Source organism: Cupriavidus sp. TMH.W2 (genome assembly GCF_050847365.1).
Lineage (GTDB): Bacteria > Pseudomonadota > Gammaproteobacteria > Burkholderiales > Burkholderiaceae > Cupriavidus.
Map to the genome: position 1 here is coordinate 2,708,216 of NZ_CP193792.1, position 19,350 is coordinate 2,727,565.

At 60.4% G+C, this 19,350-nt stretch carries 16 protein-coding genes and 1 pseudogene; 12 read left to right on the top strand and 5 right to left on the bottom strand.

Annotated elements, in window-relative coordinates; translation table 11 throughout:
- The first annotated feature begins 230 nt into the window (after positions 1-230).
- The 6 genes and pseudogenes from ACREYQ_RS12460 to ACREYQ_RS12485 form a co-directional block, all read left to right on the top strand.
- A complete protein-coding gene (locus ACREYQ_RS12460) occupies positions 231-1,496 on the top strand; it encodes a glycosyltransferase family 4 protein (protein WP_432257902.1) in 1,266 nt (421 codons plus the stop codon).
- Positions 1,496-2,815, top strand: a complete 1,320-nt coding sequence (locus tag ACREYQ_RS12465; RefSeq protein WP_432260405.1) for a sugar transferase — start codon at positions 1,496-1,498, stop codon at positions 2,813-2,815. The genes ACREYQ_RS12460 and ACREYQ_RS12465 overlap by 1 nt, the downstream gene beginning before the upstream one ends.
- Positions 2,815-3,948 carry a glycosyltransferase gene (locus ACREYQ_RS12470; protein ID WP_432257903.1) on the top strand — a complete coding sequence of 378 codons (1,134 nt, stop codon included), beginning with the start codon at positions 2,815-2,817 and terminating at the stop codon, positions 3,946-3,948. Before ACREYQ_RS12465 ends, ACREYQ_RS12470 begins: the two co-directional genes overlap by 1 nt.
- Entirely contained in the window at positions 3,948-5,198 is a 1,251-nt protein-coding gene (locus ACREYQ_RS12475) for a lipopolysaccharide biosynthesis protein (protein WP_432257904.1), read from the top strand. Before ACREYQ_RS12470 ends, ACREYQ_RS12475 begins: the two co-directional genes overlap by 1 nt.
- A 315-nt stretch (positions 5,199-5,513) precedes the next feature.
- The gene (locus ACREYQ_RS12480; protein WP_432257905.1) at positions 5,514-5,729 is read left to right on the top strand and encodes a SymE family type I addiction module toxin; all 216 of its coding nucleotides are present in this window, start codon (positions 5,514-5,516) and stop codon (positions 5,727-5,729) included.
- 148 nt (positions 5,730-5,877) lie between these two features.
- Positions 5,878-6,114: pseudogene (locus tag ACREYQ_RS12485) on the top strand (transposase); the annotation flags it as partial.
- A gap of 181 nt (positions 6,115-6,295) precedes the next feature.
- Here the strand turns inward: ACREYQ_RS12485 and ACREYQ_RS12490 are convergent.
- Positions 6,296-7,381: an MraY family glycosyltransferase gene (locus tag ACREYQ_RS12490; protein ID WP_432257906.1), complete on the bottom strand. Its 1,086-nt coding sequence runs from the start codon at positions 7,379-7,381 to the stop codon at positions 6,296-6,298.
- Between the two features lie 715 nt (positions 7,382-8,096).
- Here ACREYQ_RS12490 and ACREYQ_RS12495 point away from each other — a divergent pair.
- From ACREYQ_RS12495 to ACREYQ_RS12520, 6 genes are all read left to right on the top strand, one after another.
- Positions 8,097-9,530: a UbiA family prenyltransferase gene (locus ACREYQ_RS12495; protein WP_432257907.1), complete on the top strand. Its 1,434-nt coding sequence runs from the start codon at positions 8,097-8,099 to the stop codon at positions 9,528-9,530.
- A complete protein-coding gene (locus ACREYQ_RS12500; RefSeq protein WP_432260406.1) occupies positions 9,524-10,822 on the top strand; it encodes an FAD-binding oxidoreductase in 1,299 nt (432 codons plus the stop codon). The genes ACREYQ_RS12495 and ACREYQ_RS12500 overlap by 7 nt, the downstream gene beginning before the upstream one ends.
- Positions 10,823-10,824: 2 nt before the next feature.
- On the top strand, positions 10,825-11,589 hold the full coding sequence (locus ACREYQ_RS12505) for an SDR family NAD(P)-dependent oxidoreductase (RefSeq protein WP_432257908.1): 765 nt from the start codon (positions 10,825-10,827) through the stop codon (positions 11,587-11,589).
- Positions 11,590-11,710: 121 nt separating this feature from the next.
- Positions 11,711-12,646 (top strand): NAD-dependent epimerase/dehydratase family protein, encoded by a 936-nt coding sequence (locus tag ACREYQ_RS12510; RefSeq protein ID WP_432260407.1) that lies wholly within the window; start codon positions 11,711-11,713, stop codon positions 12,644-12,646.
- Complete coding sequence (locus ACREYQ_RS12515; RefSeq protein WP_432257909.1) at positions 12,647-13,927, top strand: NAD(P)/FAD-dependent oxidoreductase; 1,281 nt, start codon at positions 12,647-12,649, stop codon at positions 13,925-13,927.
- A complete protein-coding gene (locus ACREYQ_RS12520) occupies positions 13,927-14,316 on the top strand; it encodes a GtrA family protein (protein ID WP_432257910.1) in 390 nt (129 codons plus the stop codon). Before ACREYQ_RS12515 ends, ACREYQ_RS12520 begins: the two co-directional genes overlap by 1 nt.
- A 55-nt stretch (positions 14,317-14,371) precedes the next feature.
- Here the strand turns inward: ACREYQ_RS12520 and ACREYQ_RS12525 are convergent, their stop codons facing one another.
- The 4 genes from ACREYQ_RS12525 to ACREYQ_RS12540 all read right to left on the bottom strand — a co-directional run bounded on the left by ACREYQ_RS12525 (position 14,372) and on the right by ACREYQ_RS12540 (position 19,350).
- Positions 14,372-16,660, bottom strand: a complete 2,289-nt coding sequence (locus tag ACREYQ_RS12525; RefSeq protein ID WP_432257911.1) for a hypothetical protein — start codon at positions 16,658-16,660, stop codon at positions 14,372-14,374.
- A 131-nt stretch (positions 16,661-16,791) separates the two neighbouring features.
- Positions 16,792-17,691, bottom strand: coding sequence for a hypothetical protein (locus tag ACREYQ_RS12530; protein WP_432257912.1), 900 nt, complete (start codon positions 17,689-17,691; stop codon positions 16,792-16,794).
- Positions 17,688-18,278 (bottom strand): histidine phosphatase family protein, encoded by a 591-nt coding sequence (locus ACREYQ_RS12535; RefSeq protein WP_432257913.1) that lies wholly within the window; start codon positions 18,276-18,278, stop codon positions 17,688-17,690. Before ACREYQ_RS12535 ends, ACREYQ_RS12530 begins: the two co-directional genes overlap by 4 nt.
- 19 nt (positions 18,279-18,297) lie before the next feature.
- Entirely contained in the window at positions 18,298-19,350 is a 1,053-nt protein-coding gene (locus ACREYQ_RS12540; protein WP_432257914.1) for a glycosyltransferase family 1 protein, read from the bottom strand.

Here is a 19,350-nt window from a genome sequence, read left to right on the forward strand (position 1 = left end):
TAAATGCGGCGCCCCAAAGGGAGTGATGCCGTTCAGTTAAGGTCTCATGCCCCACCGTCATTCCCGCGCAGGCGGGAATCCAGCGTCTTTCACGTCCCCTTTGGCGACGAAGTCACTGGGTTCCCGCCTGCGCGGGAACGACAGTCGCAAACTGATCGGCTTTACCCCAAAGGGAGGTATTTTGCCGGATTGCGGCAGGTCCGGGCGGTATAATCGCCGCATTATCACGGATGGACACAATTTTCGGAGTCTGTCCTACATCGGGCGGTGTCCGGTCCGCCGCATCTGGCATCCCCTCATCCTGCATTGCCCTGAGACATGCGGCGGCTTCCACCCCGCCACGGACTTACAGACCCTTGAGACCAGCCGCGCAGCCTTCGCCACGCCCTCGCATCGCCTATCTGATCACCAATTCGGAAATCGGCGGTGCGCAGTCGCACGTCGCTGACCTGATGCAATCGATGGCGGGCAAGGCAGATACCGTCCTGCTGGCGGGCGGCGACGGCCCCCTGTTCGATATCGCGAAACAGTCGGGCGCCCATACCATCCGGCTGGCGCGTCTAGACAATGCGCTGTCTCCCTGGCGTGCGATCGCTGCCCTGCGTGAGTTGGTCAGTGCGCTGAAGCAGGCCGCGCCCGACCTGGTCCACGCGCATAGTGCCAAGGCTGGCGCGCTGGGGCGCATCGCCGGATTTCTGCTCGGCATACCCGTCGTCTACACCGTCCATGGCTTCGCCTTCAAGCCTGAGGCCCCAGTGCGCCAGCGTGTCGCCGCACGCGCGGCGGAATGGCTATTGGCGCCGCTGACGGCGCGTGTGATCTGCGTCGCGGAGGCAGAACTGCGGCTGGCCCGGTCGCTACCCGTGCCGGCCGAACGCATCACGGTGATCCCCAACGGCATCGCCGATACCGCCCATCGCGCCACGCCACAAGCCCCCCTGCGTAGAATCGTCATGGTCGCGCGCTTTGCCGCGCCCAAACGCCCGGATGCGGCTATTCGCGCGTTCGCGCGTGCCGGCCTGGAAGCGTGCGAACTTGTACTGGCCGGCGACGGCCCCCAGCGGCCTGCCATGCAGCAGTTGGCGCAACAGCTAGCGCCCGGGCGCGTGCAGTTTCCCGGCAACGTGACCGACATCCCGGCCCTGCTGGCGTCCGCCCAGGTCTTTGTGCTGGCGTCCGACCATGAAGGTTTTCCTCTTTCGGTGCTTGAAGCGATGCGGGCCGGCTTGCCGGTCGTCGCCTCGGACTTGCCAGGCATCCGCGAACAGATCGAGAACAACAGGCTCGGGGTGCTGGTGGATCACGACGATGACAATGCCTTCTCCGATGCGCTGCGGCGCCTTGCCGGCGACGATGCGCTGCGCGCAGCGCTTGGCGGCGAAGCGCGCCGCCGGTGGGAGCAATTTTATGAACTGGAGCGCATGACCGAGGCGACGTGGTCCGTCTACCGCGACACCCTGGCGCAAACGCCCCGCGCTGCGCGGGTGCCGACATGATGAACATCAAGACCGACAGCATGCGCCACCGTGCCTTGCGCAGCCGTACAGGCGGATCCGAAACCGTGCGCCGGGTCAGCCGGATGGTAGGCTGGGCAGTGCTTGGCCTGGCGCTGTTCGCGCTCAGCGCGGCCGGCGCCGAGATGGCGCACCGCGCCGGCATTGTCACCTACGTGTTCACCCGTACATTGCTGTGGTCAGTCGTGCCGTACCTGGTCGCGTTCATGCTGCTTCACCGATCACTGCACTTACCGGCGATGGAGGGCAACAGCCTGGCGGGCCTGGCCGCGACGCTGCCGTTCTGCGGCCTGCTCTTTGCGTTCGCCGCCTTCCATATCGAGTATTCGCGCGGCGCCCTGCTGCTGTCCTACCTCATCACGCTGGCATGGATCTGGGCCGGCTATCGGCGCTTCGTGCAAAACTACGTGCCGCTGTTCGGCTATACCGAACCGAGTACCCTGGCGCAGCTCGAATCCATCCTTGCCATGCCGGGCGCCGCACCGCCGGCCCATATCCGCTTCGAGCCAGTAGGATCGCTGGAGGACGCCAGGCATTTCGACGGCCTGATGGTCGAACGCAGCGCCACCGGCGACCCGGAACGCACGCGGTTGCTCGCACACTACAAGATGAGCCACGTCCGGATGTACTCGGTGGAGCGCGTCGGGGAAATGCTGACCGGCCGCGTTGGCCTGGCGCACATCGACGAAAACTTCCTGGATGACTACGCCGCCCACTACCTCTACGGCTACCTTAAGCGTGCGGTCGATATCGTGGCCGTCCTGTGCCTGGCGCCGCTGGCCATGCCGCTGGGGCTCGCGGTGGCACTCGCAATCCGGCTCGAAACGCCGGGCGGCGCCATGTTCCGGCAGGAACGCGTAGGGCTGTTCGGCAAGCCTTTCGTCATGCTCAAGTTCCGCAGCATGGGTGTCGACAGCAGCGCACCAGCCATGTTCGCCGCACGCCGCGATCCGCGCGTGACCCGTGTCGGACGCATCATCCGCAAGTACCGCCTGGATGAGATCCCGCAACTCTGGAATGTCCTGCTCGGGCACATGAGCCTGATCGGCCCGCGGCCGGAGCAGGCGCCGATGGTCGAGCAGTTTTCCGAAACCATTCCCTACTACCCCTACCGCCACCTGGTGCGGCCCGGCCTGTCGGGCTGGGCGCAAGTGCAGCAGGGTTATGCCGGCAGCCACGAAGAAACGGTGACCAAGCTGAGCTATGACCTGTATTACGTCAAGCACTGTTCGCTGGCGCTGGACCTGCTGATTGCGGTGAAGACGCTGCGGACGCTGGCGACCGGCTACGGGGCGCGCTGATGGCGATGGCAGGCAGTCCGGCTGCGCAACGGCCATTGCGCATCATGGTGATCACCACCGGGCTCAGGCTAGGTGGGGCCGAGCAGCAAATCGCCGCACTTGCGGGAAGCTTCACAGCCCTGGGCAACGACGTTGCCATCCTGAATCTAACGACAGGCACGGAAGTCGACCTGCCGCCAGACGTCCCCGTTACAGAGCTGCACATGCGAAAGACGCCGGCGTCCATGCTGGCTGCGCTGCGCAAGGCACGGAGGATTATTCGCCAGTGGCAGCCAGACGTCATCCACGCTCATATGATCCACGGCAACCTGTTTGCACGAGCGCTGGCGCGGACCGGCCCGATGCCACCCGTTATCTGTTCCGCACATAGCGCGCGCGAAGGCGGCAAACTGCGGGCCCTCGCCTATCGCCTGACCGACCGGTGGTGCGACCTCACCACCCATGTCAGCGAAGCGGGCAGGCAGGCCATGATTGCGAGCGGCGCTGTGCCAAGCGGCCGCGTGATCGTGATGCCAAACGGCATCGATACCAATCGCTTCCGGCAGGACGATGCCTCGCGTGAGCGCATGCGCCGGGATCTTGGCCTCAACGCCGGAGAAGTACTGGTCCTGAATGTCGGCAGGCTGGTGCCGGAGAAGGACCAGGCCATGCTGATTGAGGCATTCCGCGAGGTGCATCGCAGGATTCCGAGGGCCAGGCTGATGATTGCCGGCGACGGACCGCTGCGCGCCGGACTCACAAGCCAGATTGCCGGGTATGGTTTGAACCATGCCGTGCTGCTGATTGGCGCGAGGAAAGACATCCCTGAGTTGCTGCGCGCAGCCGATGTATTCGTCCTGTCCTCGCGCATCGAAGGCATGCCCCTGGCCGTCGGCGAAGCCCTGGCCAGCGGCTTGCCGGTAGTTTCGACCGCAGCGGCCGGCGTAGCGGAACTGGCAGGCGATGTCGCTACAATCACGCCAGTCGGCGACGCTGCCGCGCTGGCCACTGGTCTTGTGACCGCCATCGAGGAACTGCCCGGCACCCAAGCTCAACAGTACCGGCGCCGACAGCAGGTGATCAGCCGCTTCGACATATCCGCCGTTGCAAGACAATGGCTGGCGCAGTACCAACAACTGAAGGAAACCCCCTGATGCGCCGCAAAGTTGCCGGCAACTTGCTCTGGATGCTTGCTGACCGCGGGCTTCAGGTAGCGGTCGGGATCGCCGTGGTAGGCATGCTGGCGCGTGCGCTTGGTACTGAAGGCTTCGCGCATTTCCAGTATGCACAGTCGCTGGTGTTTATCGCGGCGTCCATTCCATTGATCTGCTCTGCCGAAGTCGTGGTGCCACGGCTCGTCGCCCGACCCGATCCAGAGGCCACGCATACGCTGCTCGCCCATGCCTTTGGCATCCGCCTGACCGCAGGCCTTGCCGGCTATGCGCTGATTTGCGCCTACCTGGCATTCACACAACAGCCGGCAGACACATGGATCCCCGCAGCTATCCTCGGCACGGCCATCATGCTGCGGGAACCCTTCGGCGTGGTCATCGCGTGGATGCAGGCGCGTACGCATAACCGGCCGAACGTCGTCTTCAACCTCATTGCACTGGCTGCCAAGGCTGGGCTGATCGGCGCGCTCTTCTTCACCGGTGTCAATCTGTTGCCCGCTTATGCGACTGCCTTTGCCATCGAACCGTTGATTGCATCGGTATTGCTAGCCTGGTACTACCTGTCACGCGCACCGCGTACATTACCAACCCGCGACGCGTCACTGACCCGGGACCTGGTACGTGATGGCACGCTGTTCTGGGTGAGCTTTATGCTGATGGTGTGCGCGCGACGTGCGGACCAATTGATTCTCAAGGAGTTTGTGCCGCTGGCGGAACTGGGGGCCTATGCGGCAACGATGCAGGTGCTGGACAACTTTACGACTATCGCCACGATCCTCGCCGCCGGGGTGGCGCCGATGTATGTGTTTGGGCAGCAATCGGTGGGGGCGGCACGAGCGAATGTGCTGCGCGTAACTGGCGGCATCACGGCAGTCGGGCTCTGTGGGGCAATCATCCTGGCACTTTGTGCTGAATGGGTAGTTCAGTTGCTGTATGGGCGGGCGTTTGGCGAGACGGTTGTGCTGTTGCGGCTGGCGGCGTTGGCGTCGACGCTGGTTTTTGCGGATGTTGGGCTGAGTCTATTGCCGGTGTTTCTTCGCAAGCCAAGGTGGGTGGCGGTGAAGTGGGCTCTGGTGCTCCTCACGACAGTTATCGTCGATCTCATTGCGGTACCGCGCCTGGGTACACGCGGGGCCGTGCTGGGCTATGCCGTGGGTAATGCCGTGGCATTGGTCGTTGGGCTAGCCTTGGTGCTTCGGGCGCGGCTTGCAGCCGCTGTCGCCTCCGCATAAGCCAGTCCATGCCCGGCGTGCCCGGCGTGGTTACCCGTCCCTGCCAGCGTAGCCTTTGGAAACTCTTAGAGTTGTCTTATTCTCCCGAGTCTCCGTGCCGCGTAGTGTTGCCAGTGGTGCTGACCACACCTCTCGTAGCGACTCAACCACACTCGACAGTCGTGGTTACGTAACAGCCAAAGCTCCGCTTTGGCCGGGTAGCGCGCATTGATACAAGACCCGAAAGGGAAATAATGCGGGCCGTCTACGAGCGGTGGTCAAGTACCCGGCCGCCCCCCTTAATGGGGGCGAAGTGACATCTCTCAGGAGTTGGCTATGACTGAGCAATCTGCTTGCACTCAGGTGCGTACTCTCACCACTGGGCGTACATACTTTCCGGTTCTTCCTGCCAGGAGTAATGGCTTTAGTGGTTTGCGGGCTGTGCCTTGGATTCGGTTGAAGGGGGTTTGGTTGGAGGAGGCCGGCTTTGCGGTTGGGCAGCCGGTGAAGGTTGAGGTGCAGCCGGGGCAAGTTGTTATTTGGCTGGGATAAGAGCGCAGTACGAAGAGCCCAGCCTGTTTCGCCCCACCAATTGAAATTGAATTATTGATGGGGCGGCAGGACCTCTGGACTGAGATCAACTTTGGGATGACAGGATCTCTCCGGAATTTTTTTGTGCGAGGCATATCATCAGAGGTAACTCTCCCTGGACTTCATCAGCTCGGTTAACGACGAAGTCATGGCCGAGTCCATCGCCTGGCAGAACCGCCCGCTCGACGCCATGTACCCGGTCGTGTTCTTCGACGCGTTGCGGGTCAAGATCCGCAGTGACGGCATCGTCAGCAATAAGGCTGTGTATCTGGCAATGGGAACCCAGGCAAACGGTCAACGCGATGTGCTGGGCCTGTGGGTCGAGCTGACTGAAGGCGCTGAGTTCTGACGCCCATGACGATGACTGCATCGATGGAGCTCCAAAATCCAGCCCCTTCCCAGCAAAACCCGTCGGTCGGCCAATAAGGGGCTACTCAAAGTGAGATAACCTAGCCGTGCAGGTCTCGGCTACCAACTAATCATCCTATTCGGCAACGAACCGCGTGATAGGCGGCTTGAATGCCGGATCAATAGGATCTGTGCGTCAATCTAGCCACAATACGACGGCCTATTCTCAATAAACGCCACGCATTGCGCATGATCATCAAGTGAACAAGAACTAGTCCAAGAAAGAGGATAAATAGTGTTTGTTCAGAATATCCTGCTTTCCAACCATATACTCCACAGAACCCAAATATGGCGTTGCTGAACAGGATGACCCAGACAATTGCGTCAGCCCCTAACCCTAGTCTCAGCAGCACGTGATGAAGATGTGTCCTATCCGCCGCTAACGGGTTCTTGCCCTTCAGTACCCGTCGCACTACCACAGTGAAGAGGTCAATCAGAACAAAGCCAAGTACCCATAACATCACCACAGGAGGTATTTGGCGATCTGCATTATAGCTACGCTGCGAGAGAAGAACCGCGAACCACACTATACTGAACCCCAGCATCAAACTACCGGCATCCCCCAGGAAGACCTTTTTCTCCCCCCGAAACGGATTCTTCATGTTAAATAAGAGAAAACCAAGAACGGCGCCGCAGAATATTACGCACATGCGCTGAGCAGCACCATTATCGATCTGCCCTGCCAAATATGCAAACCAGGCAAATGTGATGGCGGATAGCCCTCCCGCTAAGCCGTCCAAACCGTCGCACATATTCATGGCATTAATTACGGCGACGACCGCAAAGAGTGTCAGAGGAATCCCCCAATTACCCAGTTCAATTTCTCTGCGGCCAAAAATATCTCCAAGAGTACCAAGATAAATCCCACCCCATGATGTCATCAGAATGGCCGCCAGCAACTGAACTCCAAGTTTCGCCACTGGCGACATTCCCTTCATATCATCGAGAATCCCCACAATCGCCAAGAGTGTCAACCCCCCTAAGAGGGCAACATAGTAGCCCTGAGAACGCATGAACAGCATCGCGGCCGACCATACAGCGATCGTGATGGCAATTCCCCCTACTAGAGGTATTTCGCCATGGTGACGCTTGCGCGAGTCGGGCCGATCTACCAACCCGCCTACAATTGCCACCGGTCGCAACGCGACTACCGCGATGACCGTGGCCAATAGGGAGAAAAGTGGAACCCAAAAAAAATCAAACATTTAGCAAACCTGAATAGATCCTGCACAGCCTATTTGCCCGGCAGGTGCAGAGCACGCCCGGAGCATGCCTCGAGCTGGCGTTTACCGTAACTTACTCTGCACACCAAAACCTGCGCTCGAAGCGAACACTGGGGGCGGTATGCGAAGAAACCTCAAAGAGCATGACCCAATCCTCGGGTTGGCCGCGATTGTGCAGGACTATATACTATGCGGATTGCGTCCTGTGTTCCGCTGCGTTGCCTTAGGGCCTCTTCTCGCTTACGTGTGGACACGGCAGGCGGCGTATTGCCGGAGCCGGCTCCGAGTTGCGGCAGAGTGCGAGCAACGCCGCCTGGATACTGGTGGAACGGGTTTCTGGCACGAGCAGGGGGCGCATGTAGATGGCGCTCCATTCATATGCGTGCCACAGCGCCACAGCATTGCGACCCCAAATTAGCTCGCAACTGGATACATGTTCAGTCGATTCCGCTAAAATATGCCCCTTCCACTGCGGAAACAATTTGTTCGCAGTCACGCCAGCCAAAGTGACCCCTTAGGGTTCAAACGGCCAGACACACCAGAGCGCGATACTTGCTTGCGCTAGCAGCGTTCGGCCATAGGAAAAATGTCCGCGCACTGACTCCAGTAGGCGATCGCCCCCCGGCGGCAACCGCGATACGGATGTCATGCGCGAGAAACAGGGATATATAACAAGGCTCAGAGGGGGAGTTGTTTCTTGGTTTCGATGCCACTTGTAGTCGACCTGGATGGCACGCTGATTCGCACGGACATGCTCCACGAATCCGCGTTGCGAATATTGCGTGAGAGCCCGGGCAATGCCCTGCGCATCCCGCTTTGGCTTGCGCGAGGCAAGGCCGTGCTCAAGGAACGCTTAGCGGGACTTGTAGACATCGACCCGGCCTCCTTGCCCTACAACGCAGAGCTGCTCGAATGGCTCAAGGTGCAGAAGTCTGAAGGCCGCAAGCTGATCCTGTGCACGGCGTCTGACAAGTCGCTGGCAATTGCCATCGCCGAACACCTGACCATTTTCGATGAGGTCATGGCCAGCGACGGCATCACCAACCTGGCCGGCCCCAATAAGGCGGCCGCTCTCCACCAGCGCTTCGGCCAGGCCGGCTTCGACTACGTTGGCAACTCGAGCGCCGATATCGTGGTCTGGCGCTGCGCGCGCAATGCTATCGTCGTCAATGCATCCGCCAGCCTCGCCAAGGCTGCCAGCGGCTGCTGCGAAGTCGAGCGCGTGTTCCCGGCAGAAGGGCTCGGCTTCACGGCATGGCGCCGCATGCTGCGGATCCACCAGTGGCTTAAGAACCTGCTGCTGTTCGTGCCGATGTTGGCCGGCCACGAGCTGACCAGCGGCACGACCTGGGTCGCGATTATCCTGGCGTTCCTCTCTTTCAGTATCTGCGCGTCATCGGTCTATATTGCCAACGACCTGCTCGACCTGGAAAGTGATCGCCAGCACCCACGCAAGCGCTTCCGCCCGTTCGCGTCGGGCCAGGTTCCTGCATGGATGGGGGTGGTACTGGCGCCCGTGCTACTGCTAATCAGCGTGGTGCTGGCACTGTTCGTCGGCGGCAGCTTCCTGCCCTGGCTGATCATCTACTTCATCGTCACCTGCGCCTATTCCCTGGCTCTCAAGCGAATCATGCTGGTCGACTGCCTTGTGCTGGCCTTACTCTACACGCTGCGCATCATCGCCGGTGCCGCTGCGGCAATGCTGCCGATGACGTTCTGGCTGCTGGCGTTCTCGATCTTCCTGTTCATGTCGCTCGCGTTCGTCAAGCGCTACGCCGAACTCGAAGTCCAGCTGCAAAGCGGCAAGGAGAAGGTCCATGGCCGCGGTTATTACACTAGCGACGCCCAGCTTATCCAGTCCCTCGGCATTGGCGCCGGCTACGCATCCGTCCTGGTGCTTGCGCTCTACCTCAACAGCGATTCCGTGCTTGTGCTCTACAGCACCCCCGAATTCATCTGGGGCGCTGTGCCCATCATGCTGTTCTGGGTCAGCTGGATGTGGATGAAGGCTCATCGCGGCGAGATGCACGACGACCCGCTGATCTTCGCGGTCAAGGATCGCGCCAGCCAGCTCGCTGGAATCGCGTTTGCCGCCGTGCTCGCGTTGGGGACGGTGGGGTGGCCGTGGTAGGCGTTTCGTCGTGGGGCCGGCTCGCAAGCTTGGAACATGAAGTCCGGGCGCTGACCGACCGGACGCAGGTTGCGCGGCACCTTGCCGCCCCCCTACCCGGACTTGCCCACGGCATGGGCCGCAGCTATGGCGATGTGTGCCTCAATCCCGGCCATACGCTCTGGCAGACGACCGGCCTCGATCGTTTCATCGCATTCGACGAGACGAACGGGCACTTGGTCTGCGAGGCCGGCGTGCTGCTGCGCGACATCCAGCATCTCGCGGTACCGCGCGGCTGGATGCTCCCGGTGACACCGGGAACCCAGCTCATCACGGTCGGCGGCGCCATCGCCAACGACGTGCATGGCAAGAACCACCACGTGTTCGGCTCATTCGGCGATCACGTTCGACGGCTGACGCTGGCGCGCACGGACGGGAGCATGCTTGAATGTGGGCCTGATGAACGGTCCGATTGGTTTGCCGCGACAGTTGGCGGGCTGGGCCTGACCGGCGTCATCGTGACGGCCGAGATGCAGCTGCGGCGCGTGCCCGGGCCATGGCTCGACACCGAGACCCTGCCCTATGCCAGCCTCGACGAATTCTTCGCCATTGCCGACCGCTCCGAGGCCGGCTGGGAGCACACGGTGTCCTGGATCGACTGCCTTGGCGGCAGTTCGCAACGCGGGCTATTCATGCGTGGCAACCCGAAAAACGTGACGGGCCTGCCCGAGCCGAAGGACCGCAGCAAGACGATGCCGTTCGTGCCGCCGGTTTCACTGGTAAACAAGCTGACATTGCGGCCATTCAACATGACTTATTTCCATCTGAACAAGTGGAAGGCAGGTCGTGGCACGGCCCACTATGAGCCGTTCTTCTATCCGCTCGACAACCTGCACGAATGGAACCGGATGTACGGTCCGAAGGGCTTCTTTCAGTACCAGAGCGTGGTGCCGCGTGCCGTCGGCCGCGATGCCGTCCAAGCCATGCTGGCCGAGATCGCCAGGTCGGGCGAAGGCTCGTTCCTGGCGGTCCTCAAGACCTTCGGCGACCGGCAGGCTCCGGGCATGCTGAGCTTTCCTGAGCCCGGCGTCACGCTCGCGCTTGATTTCCCCAACCGGGGCGAGAAAACCGCCAGACTATTCGACCGTCTCGACACCATCGTCCGCGAAGCACGCGGGCGGCTTTATCCGGCCAAGGATGCGCGCATGCCGCGCGACCTGTTTGAAGCCGGTTATCCGCGACTCGCGGAATTCCTTCCATTTCGTGACCCGGGCATCAGCTCCGCCTTGTCACGCAGACTCATGGGGCACTGACCTTGCAAGACCACAGAAAGCGAATCGTCATCGTCGGCGCAACATCCTCGATCGCCGAGCACTGCGCACGCACATGGGCCGCCGAACCGGGGGCCGAATTAACGCTTGTGGTACGCAACCGTGAGAAGGCCGAACGCATCGCCGCCGATCTCCAGGTACGCGGCCCCCGCGCGGCGATTCGCATTGTCGAGACCGGGTTCACCGACCCGACCGCAGTCGGCCAGCTTGCCGACACGCTCGCTGCCGATGGCCCGTTAGACATCGTGCTGATCGCGCACGGCTCGCTGCCCGACCAAGCACAATGCCAGCAGGATCTCGGCACCGCCAGCGAAGCGCTGACCGTCAACGGCATCTCGCCGGTCCTGTTCGCCGAAGCCTTCGCCGGCCACATGGCCAGCGCCAACCGTGGCACGCTAGGCATCATCGGCTCGGTCGCCGGCGACCGTGGGCGCAAGTCCAACTATGTCTATGGCGCCGCCAAGGGACTGGTCACGCGCTACGCCCAGGGCCTGCAGCACCGCATGGCACTGAGCGGCCGCAACGGCGTGAAAGTCGTGCTGATCAAACCCGGACCCACCGCCACGCCGATGACCGCCCACATGACGGCGCAGGCCGGCAAGATGGCCCGAGTTGAAGACGTCGCGAAATGCATCGTCGACGGGATGCGAGCGGGCAAGCCGGTGGTCTACGCACCGGGGAAATGGGCGGTGATCATGATGGTGATCCGGCATTTGCCGGGGGTTGTGTTTAGCAAGATGGACATTTGAATGCAAGGCTCCGCTCTGCATAGCGGCAGCATACGGGGGAGTTCTTGCCTCCCGATGACTTGCCCCTTAGCGGACTGCAAGACGAAGCGAACATCACTGACCGAGGCGAAGTGTGAAGAACCTGAATGAGAAGATCATCCTCCCGGGCGGAGCCGGCCTAGTTGGACAAAACCTTGTGGCCCGCCTGAAAGACTTGGGCTACAACAACATCATTGTGCTTGACAAGCACAGTGCGAACGTAGAAGTCCTCAGAAAGACCCAGCCCGACGTGCTCGTCGAATGCGTCGACGTGTCGGTGCCCGGCGCCTGGCTGAAGCACTTCGAAGGCGCTTCGGTAGTTGTCATGCTGCAGGCCCAGATCGGCGGCATTGACTGGCAGGAATTCGTGCGTAATAACGTTGACTCGACGCGAGTCATCCTCGACTCGATCAGATCGAACAACGTCCCGTATCTTGTGCACATCAGCTCTTCCGTGGTCGAGTCAGTCGCCGATGATTTCTACACACGCAGCAAAAAGGAGCAAGAGGAGATCGTCCTGGCCAGCGGCATTCCCTGCCCGATCCTGCGCCCGACGCTGATGTTCGGTTGGTTCGACCGCAAGCATCTCGGCTGGCTGTCGCGCTTCATGAAAAAGGTGCCGGTGTTCCCGATCCCCGGCGATGGCCGCTATATGCGCCAGCCCCTCTACGTGGGTGACTTCTGCCGCATCATCATCAGCTGCATCGAGCACCGCCGCGGTGCAGGCGTCTACAATATCTCGGGCCACGAGAAAGTCGACTACATCGACATCATTCGTGAGATCAAGCGCGCCACGCGGGCAAAGACGCCGATCATCCGTATTCCCTACGGTCTCTTCTACTCGCTCCTCTGGACCTGGTCACGGTTTGACAAGAACCCGCCGTTCACAACCCAGCAACTCGCGGCGCTGAGTGCAAAAGACGAGTTCGAAGTGATCGACTGGCCCGGCATCTTCGGCGTATCCTCCACACCGTTCAAAAGAGCAATCGACGAAACCTTTAACGATCCGCGCTATAGCAGCGTGGTCCTGGAGTTCTAAATGGCGCAACGCATCGCCGTACTTGGCGCAGGTCCGATGGGCCTGGGCGCCGCTTACCAGCTCGTCAAGGATGGCCATAAGCCCATCGTGTACGAGGCCGACGACCGCGTCGGCGGCATGGCGGCCTGCTTCGATTTCGGCGGTACGTCGATTGAGCGCTACTATCACTTCCACGCCACATCGGACGTCGCCTTTTTCGAGATGCTCGGCGAACTCGGTCTGAGCGACAAGCTGCAATGGCGCGAGACCAAGATGGGCTACTACTACCAGGGTCATGTGCAACCCTGGGGCAACCCGGTAGCCCTGCTGAAGTTCAAAGGCCTCGGCTGGATTGCCAAGTTCCGCTACGGGTTCCACGCATTCCTCTCCACCAAGCGTGATGACTGGCGCTCTCTGGACAAAGTCGAGGCGAGCGGCTGGATTCGCCGGTGGATTGGCGAAGAGGCCTGGGAAGTGCTCTGGCGCCGACTGTTCGACTATAAGTTCTACGACAACGCTTACAACCTCTCCGCCGCCTGGATCTGGAGCCGCATCCGCCGGATTGGCCGGTCGCGCTACAACCTGTTCCACGAGAAGCTCGGCTATCTGGAGGGTGGCTCCGACACGCTGCTGAACGCCATGCGCGATGCCATCGTCGCTGGCGGCGGCGAGTTTCGCCTTTCGACGCCGGTGCAGCGTGTGGTCATGGAGAACGGCGCAGTCAAGGGGATTCAGACCAAAGATGGACTCGATTCGTATGACACGGTCATCAGCACGGTACCGCTGCCTTACGTGCCGCGCATCATGCCTGACCTTCCCCCCGACGTGCTGGGCAAGTTCTCCAGCGTCAAGAACGTAGCCGTGGTGTGCGTGATCGCCAAGCTGAAGAAGGCAGTTACGGAGAACTTCTGGCTGAACGTCAATGACCCCGACATGGATATCCCGGGTATCGTCGAGTACACCAATCTGCGACCGATGGACAGCCACATCGTCTACGTACCGTACTACGTCCCGGGCGAGCATCCAAAATATCAGGAACCGGATGTCGTTTTCATCGAGAAGGTGAAGTCGTACCTGAAGCGGATCAATCCGGCGCTGACGGAATCGGACTTCATCGCTGTGCGTGCGAGCCGCTACCGCTTCGCGCAGCCGATCTGTGAGCCAGGCTATCTCAACCGCCTGCCGCCGATCCAACTGCCCGTGAAAGGCCTGCTCGTCGCCGATACCTCATACTACTATCCCGAAGACCGCGGTATCTCAGAAAGCATCGGCCTCTCGCGCAAGATGGCAAGGATGTGTTGATGCAGTCGCGGACCTTTCTGCTGTTTCTGCTGACCGGCGGCTTTGCCGCCGCCGTCAACTGGACGAGCCGCATTGCCTACAATCTGTGGATGCCCTACTCGTACGCGATTGTGCTCGCTTACTTGACTGGCATGGTGACGGCGTTCGTGCTGGCCAAAATGTTCGTCTTCACCACTTCCACGCAGTCGACAGGACGTTCGGCGCTGATCTTCACCTTGGTCAATATTGCCGCGGTAATCCAGACTTGGGCTGTAAGCGTTTTGTTGGCGTACCGCGTACTGCCTGCGCTGGGCATGATGTGGCACAGCAAGGAAATTGCGCACATGGTTGGGGTAGCGGTGCCCGTGTTCACTAGCTATATCGGCCACAAGCGCTTCACGTTCCGCTAGCGGCTAAATTGTCAGTACGGCCGCAATGCGCCGGTGCGTTGGCTGGCGCATGCTTTCATTTGACGGTGGCGCGGTTCCGGCACTCATACAAGAGGCCTCCCGCCTCCGCTCTCACCGAGAACTCCAGTTCCCCATTCAGGCTGGACACGTCGACAGTCGTGTCGAAGCCAGTCTTGTTCATCACTGGCTTGCGGAATGCGACCGCCACATCAGGACGATCGGACACGGGCAACTGGAATGTTGTGACGCTACCATCGGCGACCTGAACAACCGCCCAAATCTTCTCCGGATTGATCCCTTTGTCGATTGACGGGGTTATCCAACCAGCCGCATGAATACGGCCGTCTTCACGACGCTCGATGCGGTCCAGCGCGCAGTTCGCCGAATGGGGCGCAAGCGGCTGCGCCGGCCGCACCGCCAATAGCTTCAGCGCACCCGGCTGCCGCGAGATTGTGAGCTCGCTGGTCGACACTGCAATATCGCGCTGCCAGTAGACCGATTCGCCTGTCAGGATGCGGAAGGAGCGGACGTGACGGGTCTCGCCACCGCCGGCGACACTCAAGAAATCACCTGCCGATGAAACATATGGTGATAAGAGTAACCCGTGACGGGCAATGTCAGGGATTAGGCGGTGCGTAACCATCGTGCCGTCACGCAGGGCCAGCTCAATCTCCACCGGAGGCAGCTTGTAAAGCCCGAGCATAAGCTTGCCAATCGGGGTCAGGCGCAGGTCTACCTTCGCCCAGAGCAGATCCGTATCATTGGCCACCATCACGGATTCGCCGTCCTTGGTTGTCTGCTGCCGCTCAGGGCCGAATTGCGCCAGCTTCCCATCCTCCCGAGCCAGCGTGAGAAAGATCCCATTGAAGTCAATAATTCGGTAGCGGCTCAGCAGCAACGGCCAACTGAGTGAATCGTCTTGTGACGGTAGGCGGCCGTCAATGGGGGCGATCGTGAAATAGATATGCTCTGGCGCACCGGGGCCGGTGAGATGGCCGGCGTCCTTCTCGAGCAGCGTCCCGGTATAGGACGAATAGCTCTGGGGCACAGGGCGCCCCGCCCAAGGCTGCCCAGATGCAAGCACCGGAGCCAGCTCTGTTGGATAGACATCAGCGGAGCCTGCGAGCACGCGGAAGTGCGCGTTGCGGAGGATCTCGCGATTGCTCTTTTTGAAATCACCGCGCAGATCTTGCGTGCCTGACAAACGGGAGGACAACGCACGTGCGTCACCGATGATGGAGCGCTTCAGACGGCCGGCACTTTCCGGGAGGGATTCCCCGGAGGCCGATTGATTGACCATCCAGGAGGCGCTAAGGCAAATGGCCGCCACAGCAAGCGTGCTCCGGCCGCGCGTTGTCATCAGCACAATAAGCGTCATAAATAACAACGCGTTGGCCGCGATCAGGCTGTGTCCGTCATGCCTCACAAAGGCAGCCTTGAAAGTGACGAATACAAAAAAAAGAATGCCCAGCAACGTGCAGGCCTGGCGCACCTTTGAGGCGCCCTTGAGCGTTCCAGCAAGAGCCAGCACGAATGCGGTTGCCGCGACAAGCCAGATGGCGATCTCAGATGTATCGCCTTCGAGCGACATTGCTCCGGTATACCCCGAGATAATCGGCTCCTGCGACACGAAAAAACTAGGTAGCGCGCCAACCGGCTGCCCGGAGAGCACCCATCCAATGACCGTCGATGCAGCCACGACCGCAGCCAACGTGATCGCCTGCGACACCCGGCCCGATACGAGATAAAGGAGAACCGACAGACCGACCGCAGCGCCGGCGATACCGCCCAAGCTACCCTTTATCAAAGGTAGCAGCCCGACGGCTGCCGCGATCAGCGTCATCGCAATGCGGGTCGTGCTGTCGCCTGGGACGGCCTCGCGCTCCCCGGATGCGTTAGTGAGGCGGAAGACCGCGAGGAGCAATAGCAGCGGCAGGACGAGGAAAATACCATCCTTCAATTGGCACAGCGCCACAGCGACCGGCACGAAGACCAGCCGTGCCACCCGGTATGGGAAGGCAAGCAACCAGAATCCTGACATGAGACCCAGCGCGACCAGAGCGCTGCCGCCCAGCATCAGCGCTTCAGTCGCGGGATGAAAAACATGCGTGTAGACCGAACCGTATGGACCGAAGGTGAAAATTACGTCGCGCCCAAAAACCATGCGCTTGGCGACGGCCTCGTTCAGCACCAGAGTCCATGATGGATCAAGTCCGGCGCTAGGCATCAATGGCGCCACAGGTATCAGGAGCAAGCAGGTCAAGAGCGCTGCAGCAGCGGTCAGCACCCAAGAGCCGCGCTGGCGCGTAGCGACCATGGCCGAGTTCCGCTCGACAAAACCCATTGGATCTATCCGGATTTTCTGCTTCATTCTAGAGATAGGAATTCTAACGTGGTAACCGTTCACATCACCGACGAATGGTCCGCACAAACCTACAAAAGACGCATTAGCGCAGCCTGCCGCTGTTCCTGCCGCTATCTCAACCCGTCCGCGATAGTGCCGAAACTCTCCACCACCCGCCCTGTATGCGGATGCGGCCGTGTCGCAAAGTAATCAAAGAAATGCTGCTGCCAAAGGCTGCAGGCAAGATCCATGCGCTTCTTCAGCTCCGGCGTGAAGAAGCCATCCCTGTCGGCAGCATTTACGTCATCGCGCAAGCGCTGAAAAAGCAGGCGCTCGAATGAATTGACGCAGTATGACTCAACCTGCTCTTGATCGAACGCGTAAGCTCGCGCTTTGAGCTCGGGATGGACCGCCAAATAGGTGCTAAGCAGCCTTTCAATCACGAAAGGCAGATACGGCGCCCTATCGGTATGGGCCGTTTCCTGCATCACGCCGAGTGCGGCGGGATGATCGGGCCAACCCTCAAGAAAACGAGCGATGGGCTCCAGCACGCCTCCCAGGTATTGATCCCAGAAGGCTTGGCTACCGACCCAGAAATTGCAATAGACCAGAGTACGGAAGTCATTGCGGGGAGCATGACGCACATCCATGGCCACTCCGCTCGCGTCAAGCAAGGCCTGCGCGGCGTCGGCAATCCCAGGATGAGCGTACTCGCCCTGCGTCCAGACGTTGTAGGACCAGTAGGCGATCTGCGGGAACGGATTGATGAACACGACATCAACCGAGTCATTCTCCTGCACGAAGCTCAAGAAACGCTCCCCGGAAATCCCAGCCTTCAAGCCGAACTTGGGCGAAAACAGCCCCATATACCGGTGGCGCCGATGCGCGCCGTTCCGGTAGAGATCGATTAGGATCTGGAATTCGCGCCACTCGGGCCGTGCGTTCTCGAACCGAAGCGGCAGAAAGGCGGGCTCGACGAGTTGCGCTCCTTCCGCGAAAACCGGCTCAAAGATCGCGATATCGGCGCTCATACGTGCCCAAGCCTCTCAACGCAGAAGCGATTCAGGTCCGCGCGCCACTTCAAGTAAGTGAAGGAGGCATTGGGCACGGTGAAGGTCGGATAATGTGATTCGATTGGCACGCCCAGCAAGTGCTGCAGGATAACGCTGATTGGCCCGCCATGAGCGACCACGGCCAGCAGGCCGGCCTCGGCGATTCTGAGCATCACAGTCTCGTCCGTCCACGCGCGAACACGCACCGTCATGTCCCAATGCGACTCGCCGCCCTCATAGGTATTGCGGATATCGCGATGGAAATCGGGATAGGCGGAATTGAAGTCGCGCTCGAGCCACGTTCCAAAAACGCCGGGATGTGTTTCGGCCAGGCGTGCGTCGAATGCAATCTCCGCGGCATTGAACACCGTCTCAGCAGTCTGCCTCGCCCGGCGCCAGGGGCTACTAATGACGCGCGAGGGTGCATAGTCGTACTGCGCAAGAGTGTCACGCAAGCATTCCGACTGGCTTCGCCCCAACGCGGACAGCTCGTCCTGGTCATTGGAAATCAACAGGCCATTGGCGTTTGCATTCGATTGGCCATGACGAATGATCAACAGGTCCATGCAATCCTCAGTTACACCGTTATTGCGCACCGTGCGCCAGCAGTTCCATGAACGTCCGCGCGGGGCGATCAAGCCCGAATCGGGCGCGCGTATCCGCATGCGCTTTCTGTCGCAGTGCGTTGCGCAGCGTTCCATCTCGATACAGCTCCTCCATCGCCTCGGACCACTCGCCCATATTGTTCTCTACCAGCATGGCAGTCTGGCGGTGCGTGATCGCATCCTCGTAGACCGGCGTGCGAGAGTAGATTCCCGGGATGCCAAGACTGCCGTAATCGATGTACTTGATACAGGATTTGCAGCTGTTGAAGAACAACGCATCCGGATCCTCGCGTCCTCCCAGGGGAACGATTGCGAAGAGATAGCCGGCATTGCGGATCGCACGCTTATACCCAGTATTGTCGAGGAAACCGCGTGCGCGCAAACGCGGGATGCGTGACATTTCCGGAAAGCGGTCTCCCCAGAAATCAAGCTCCGCTTCCGGATGGCTTTCCATGAAATCCGCGATGACCTGAAGAAAGCCTTTCTTGAAATGGACCAGCTTGATACCGTCTGTATTGGAGAACAGGATCCGCGGCGGACGAGCCTCCTGCCATTCGCCGTCGGCACTTGCGATCGACCGATGATCGAATCCGTTCGGAATAATCACCACAGACGGCCGAATGCGCCTGAGGCGTTCCTGGAGAACACGATTCGATACGGTCGCCACGGAAGCATGGCGCACCATCCAAATGATGTTAGCGAGCAAATCGTCGCTCAGGTCGGTGACGCTGTACATCGGCAAGTCGATGATCCAGTCGTCCATATCGTAAATGGTCTTCAACCCGAGGTCGTTGGCCATCTTCATAATGTCGACTGCTCGCGTCGAGGTGTGCTTGTTGAAGAGTACGGCATCGAAGCGCCGCAATTGGCTGATCGTCACATCGCCTTCAACTATCTCTTCCCACTCGATCAGTCCCGCGTTGGCCATGTAGGTCAGCAGCGGACCAAAACGTGCCGCTATTGACCGCGACATCAGCTTGTCGTGAGAGAGGGAGATACGCTGGACAACCAGCAGGCGAGGAATCCTGTCCAT

Bases quoted from the DNA above. Each gene is read 5' to 3' on its own strand.
- ACREYQ_RS12465 (WP_432260405.1), top strand. From the start codon at position 1,496: ATGAACATCAAGACCGACAGCATGCGCCACCGTGCCTTGCGCAGCCGT.
- ACREYQ_RS12490 (WP_432257906.1), bottom strand. From the start codon at position 7,381: ATGTTTGATTTTTTTTGGGTTCCACTTTTCTCCCTATTGGCCACGGTC.
- ACREYQ_RS12520 (WP_432257910.1), top strand. From the start codon at position 13,927: ATGCAGTCGCGGACCTTTCTGCTGTTTCTGCTGACCGGCGGCTTTGCC.
- ACREYQ_RS12535 (WP_432257913.1), bottom strand. From the start codon at position 18,278: ATGGACCTGTTGATCATTCGTCATGGCCAATCGAATGCAAACGCCAAT.
- ACREYQ_RS12540 (WP_432257914.1), bottom strand. From the start codon at position 19,350: ATGGACAGGATTCCTCGCCTGCTGGTTGTCCAGCGTATCTCCCTCTCT.
- ACREYQ_RS12460 (WP_432257902.1), top strand. From the start codon at position 231: ATGGACACAATTTTCGGAGTCTGTCCTACATCGGGCGGTGTCCGGTCC.
- ACREYQ_RS12525 (WP_432257911.1), bottom strand. From the start codon at position 16,660: ATGGGTTTTGTCGAGCGGAACTCGGCCATGGTCGCTACGCGCCAGCGC.
- ACREYQ_RS12480 (WP_432257905.1), top strand. From the start codon at position 5,514: ATGACTGAGCAATCTGCTTGCACTCAGGTGCGTACTCTCACCACTGGG.
- ACREYQ_RS12470 (WP_432257903.1), top strand. From the start codon at position 2,815: ATGGCGATGGCAGGCAGTCCGGCTGCGCAACGGCCATTGCGCATCATG.
- ACREYQ_RS12515 (WP_432257909.1), top strand. From the start codon at position 12,647: ATGGCGCAACGCATCGCCGTACTTGGCGCAGGTCCGATGGGCCTGGGC.
- ACREYQ_RS12530 (WP_432257912.1), bottom strand. From the start codon at position 17,691: ATGAGCGCCGATATCGCGATCTTTGAGCCGGTTTTCGCGGAAGGAGCG.
- ACREYQ_RS12475 (WP_432257904.1), top strand. From the start codon at position 3,948: ATGCGCCGCAAAGTTGCCGGCAACTTGCTCTGGATGCTTGCTGACCGC.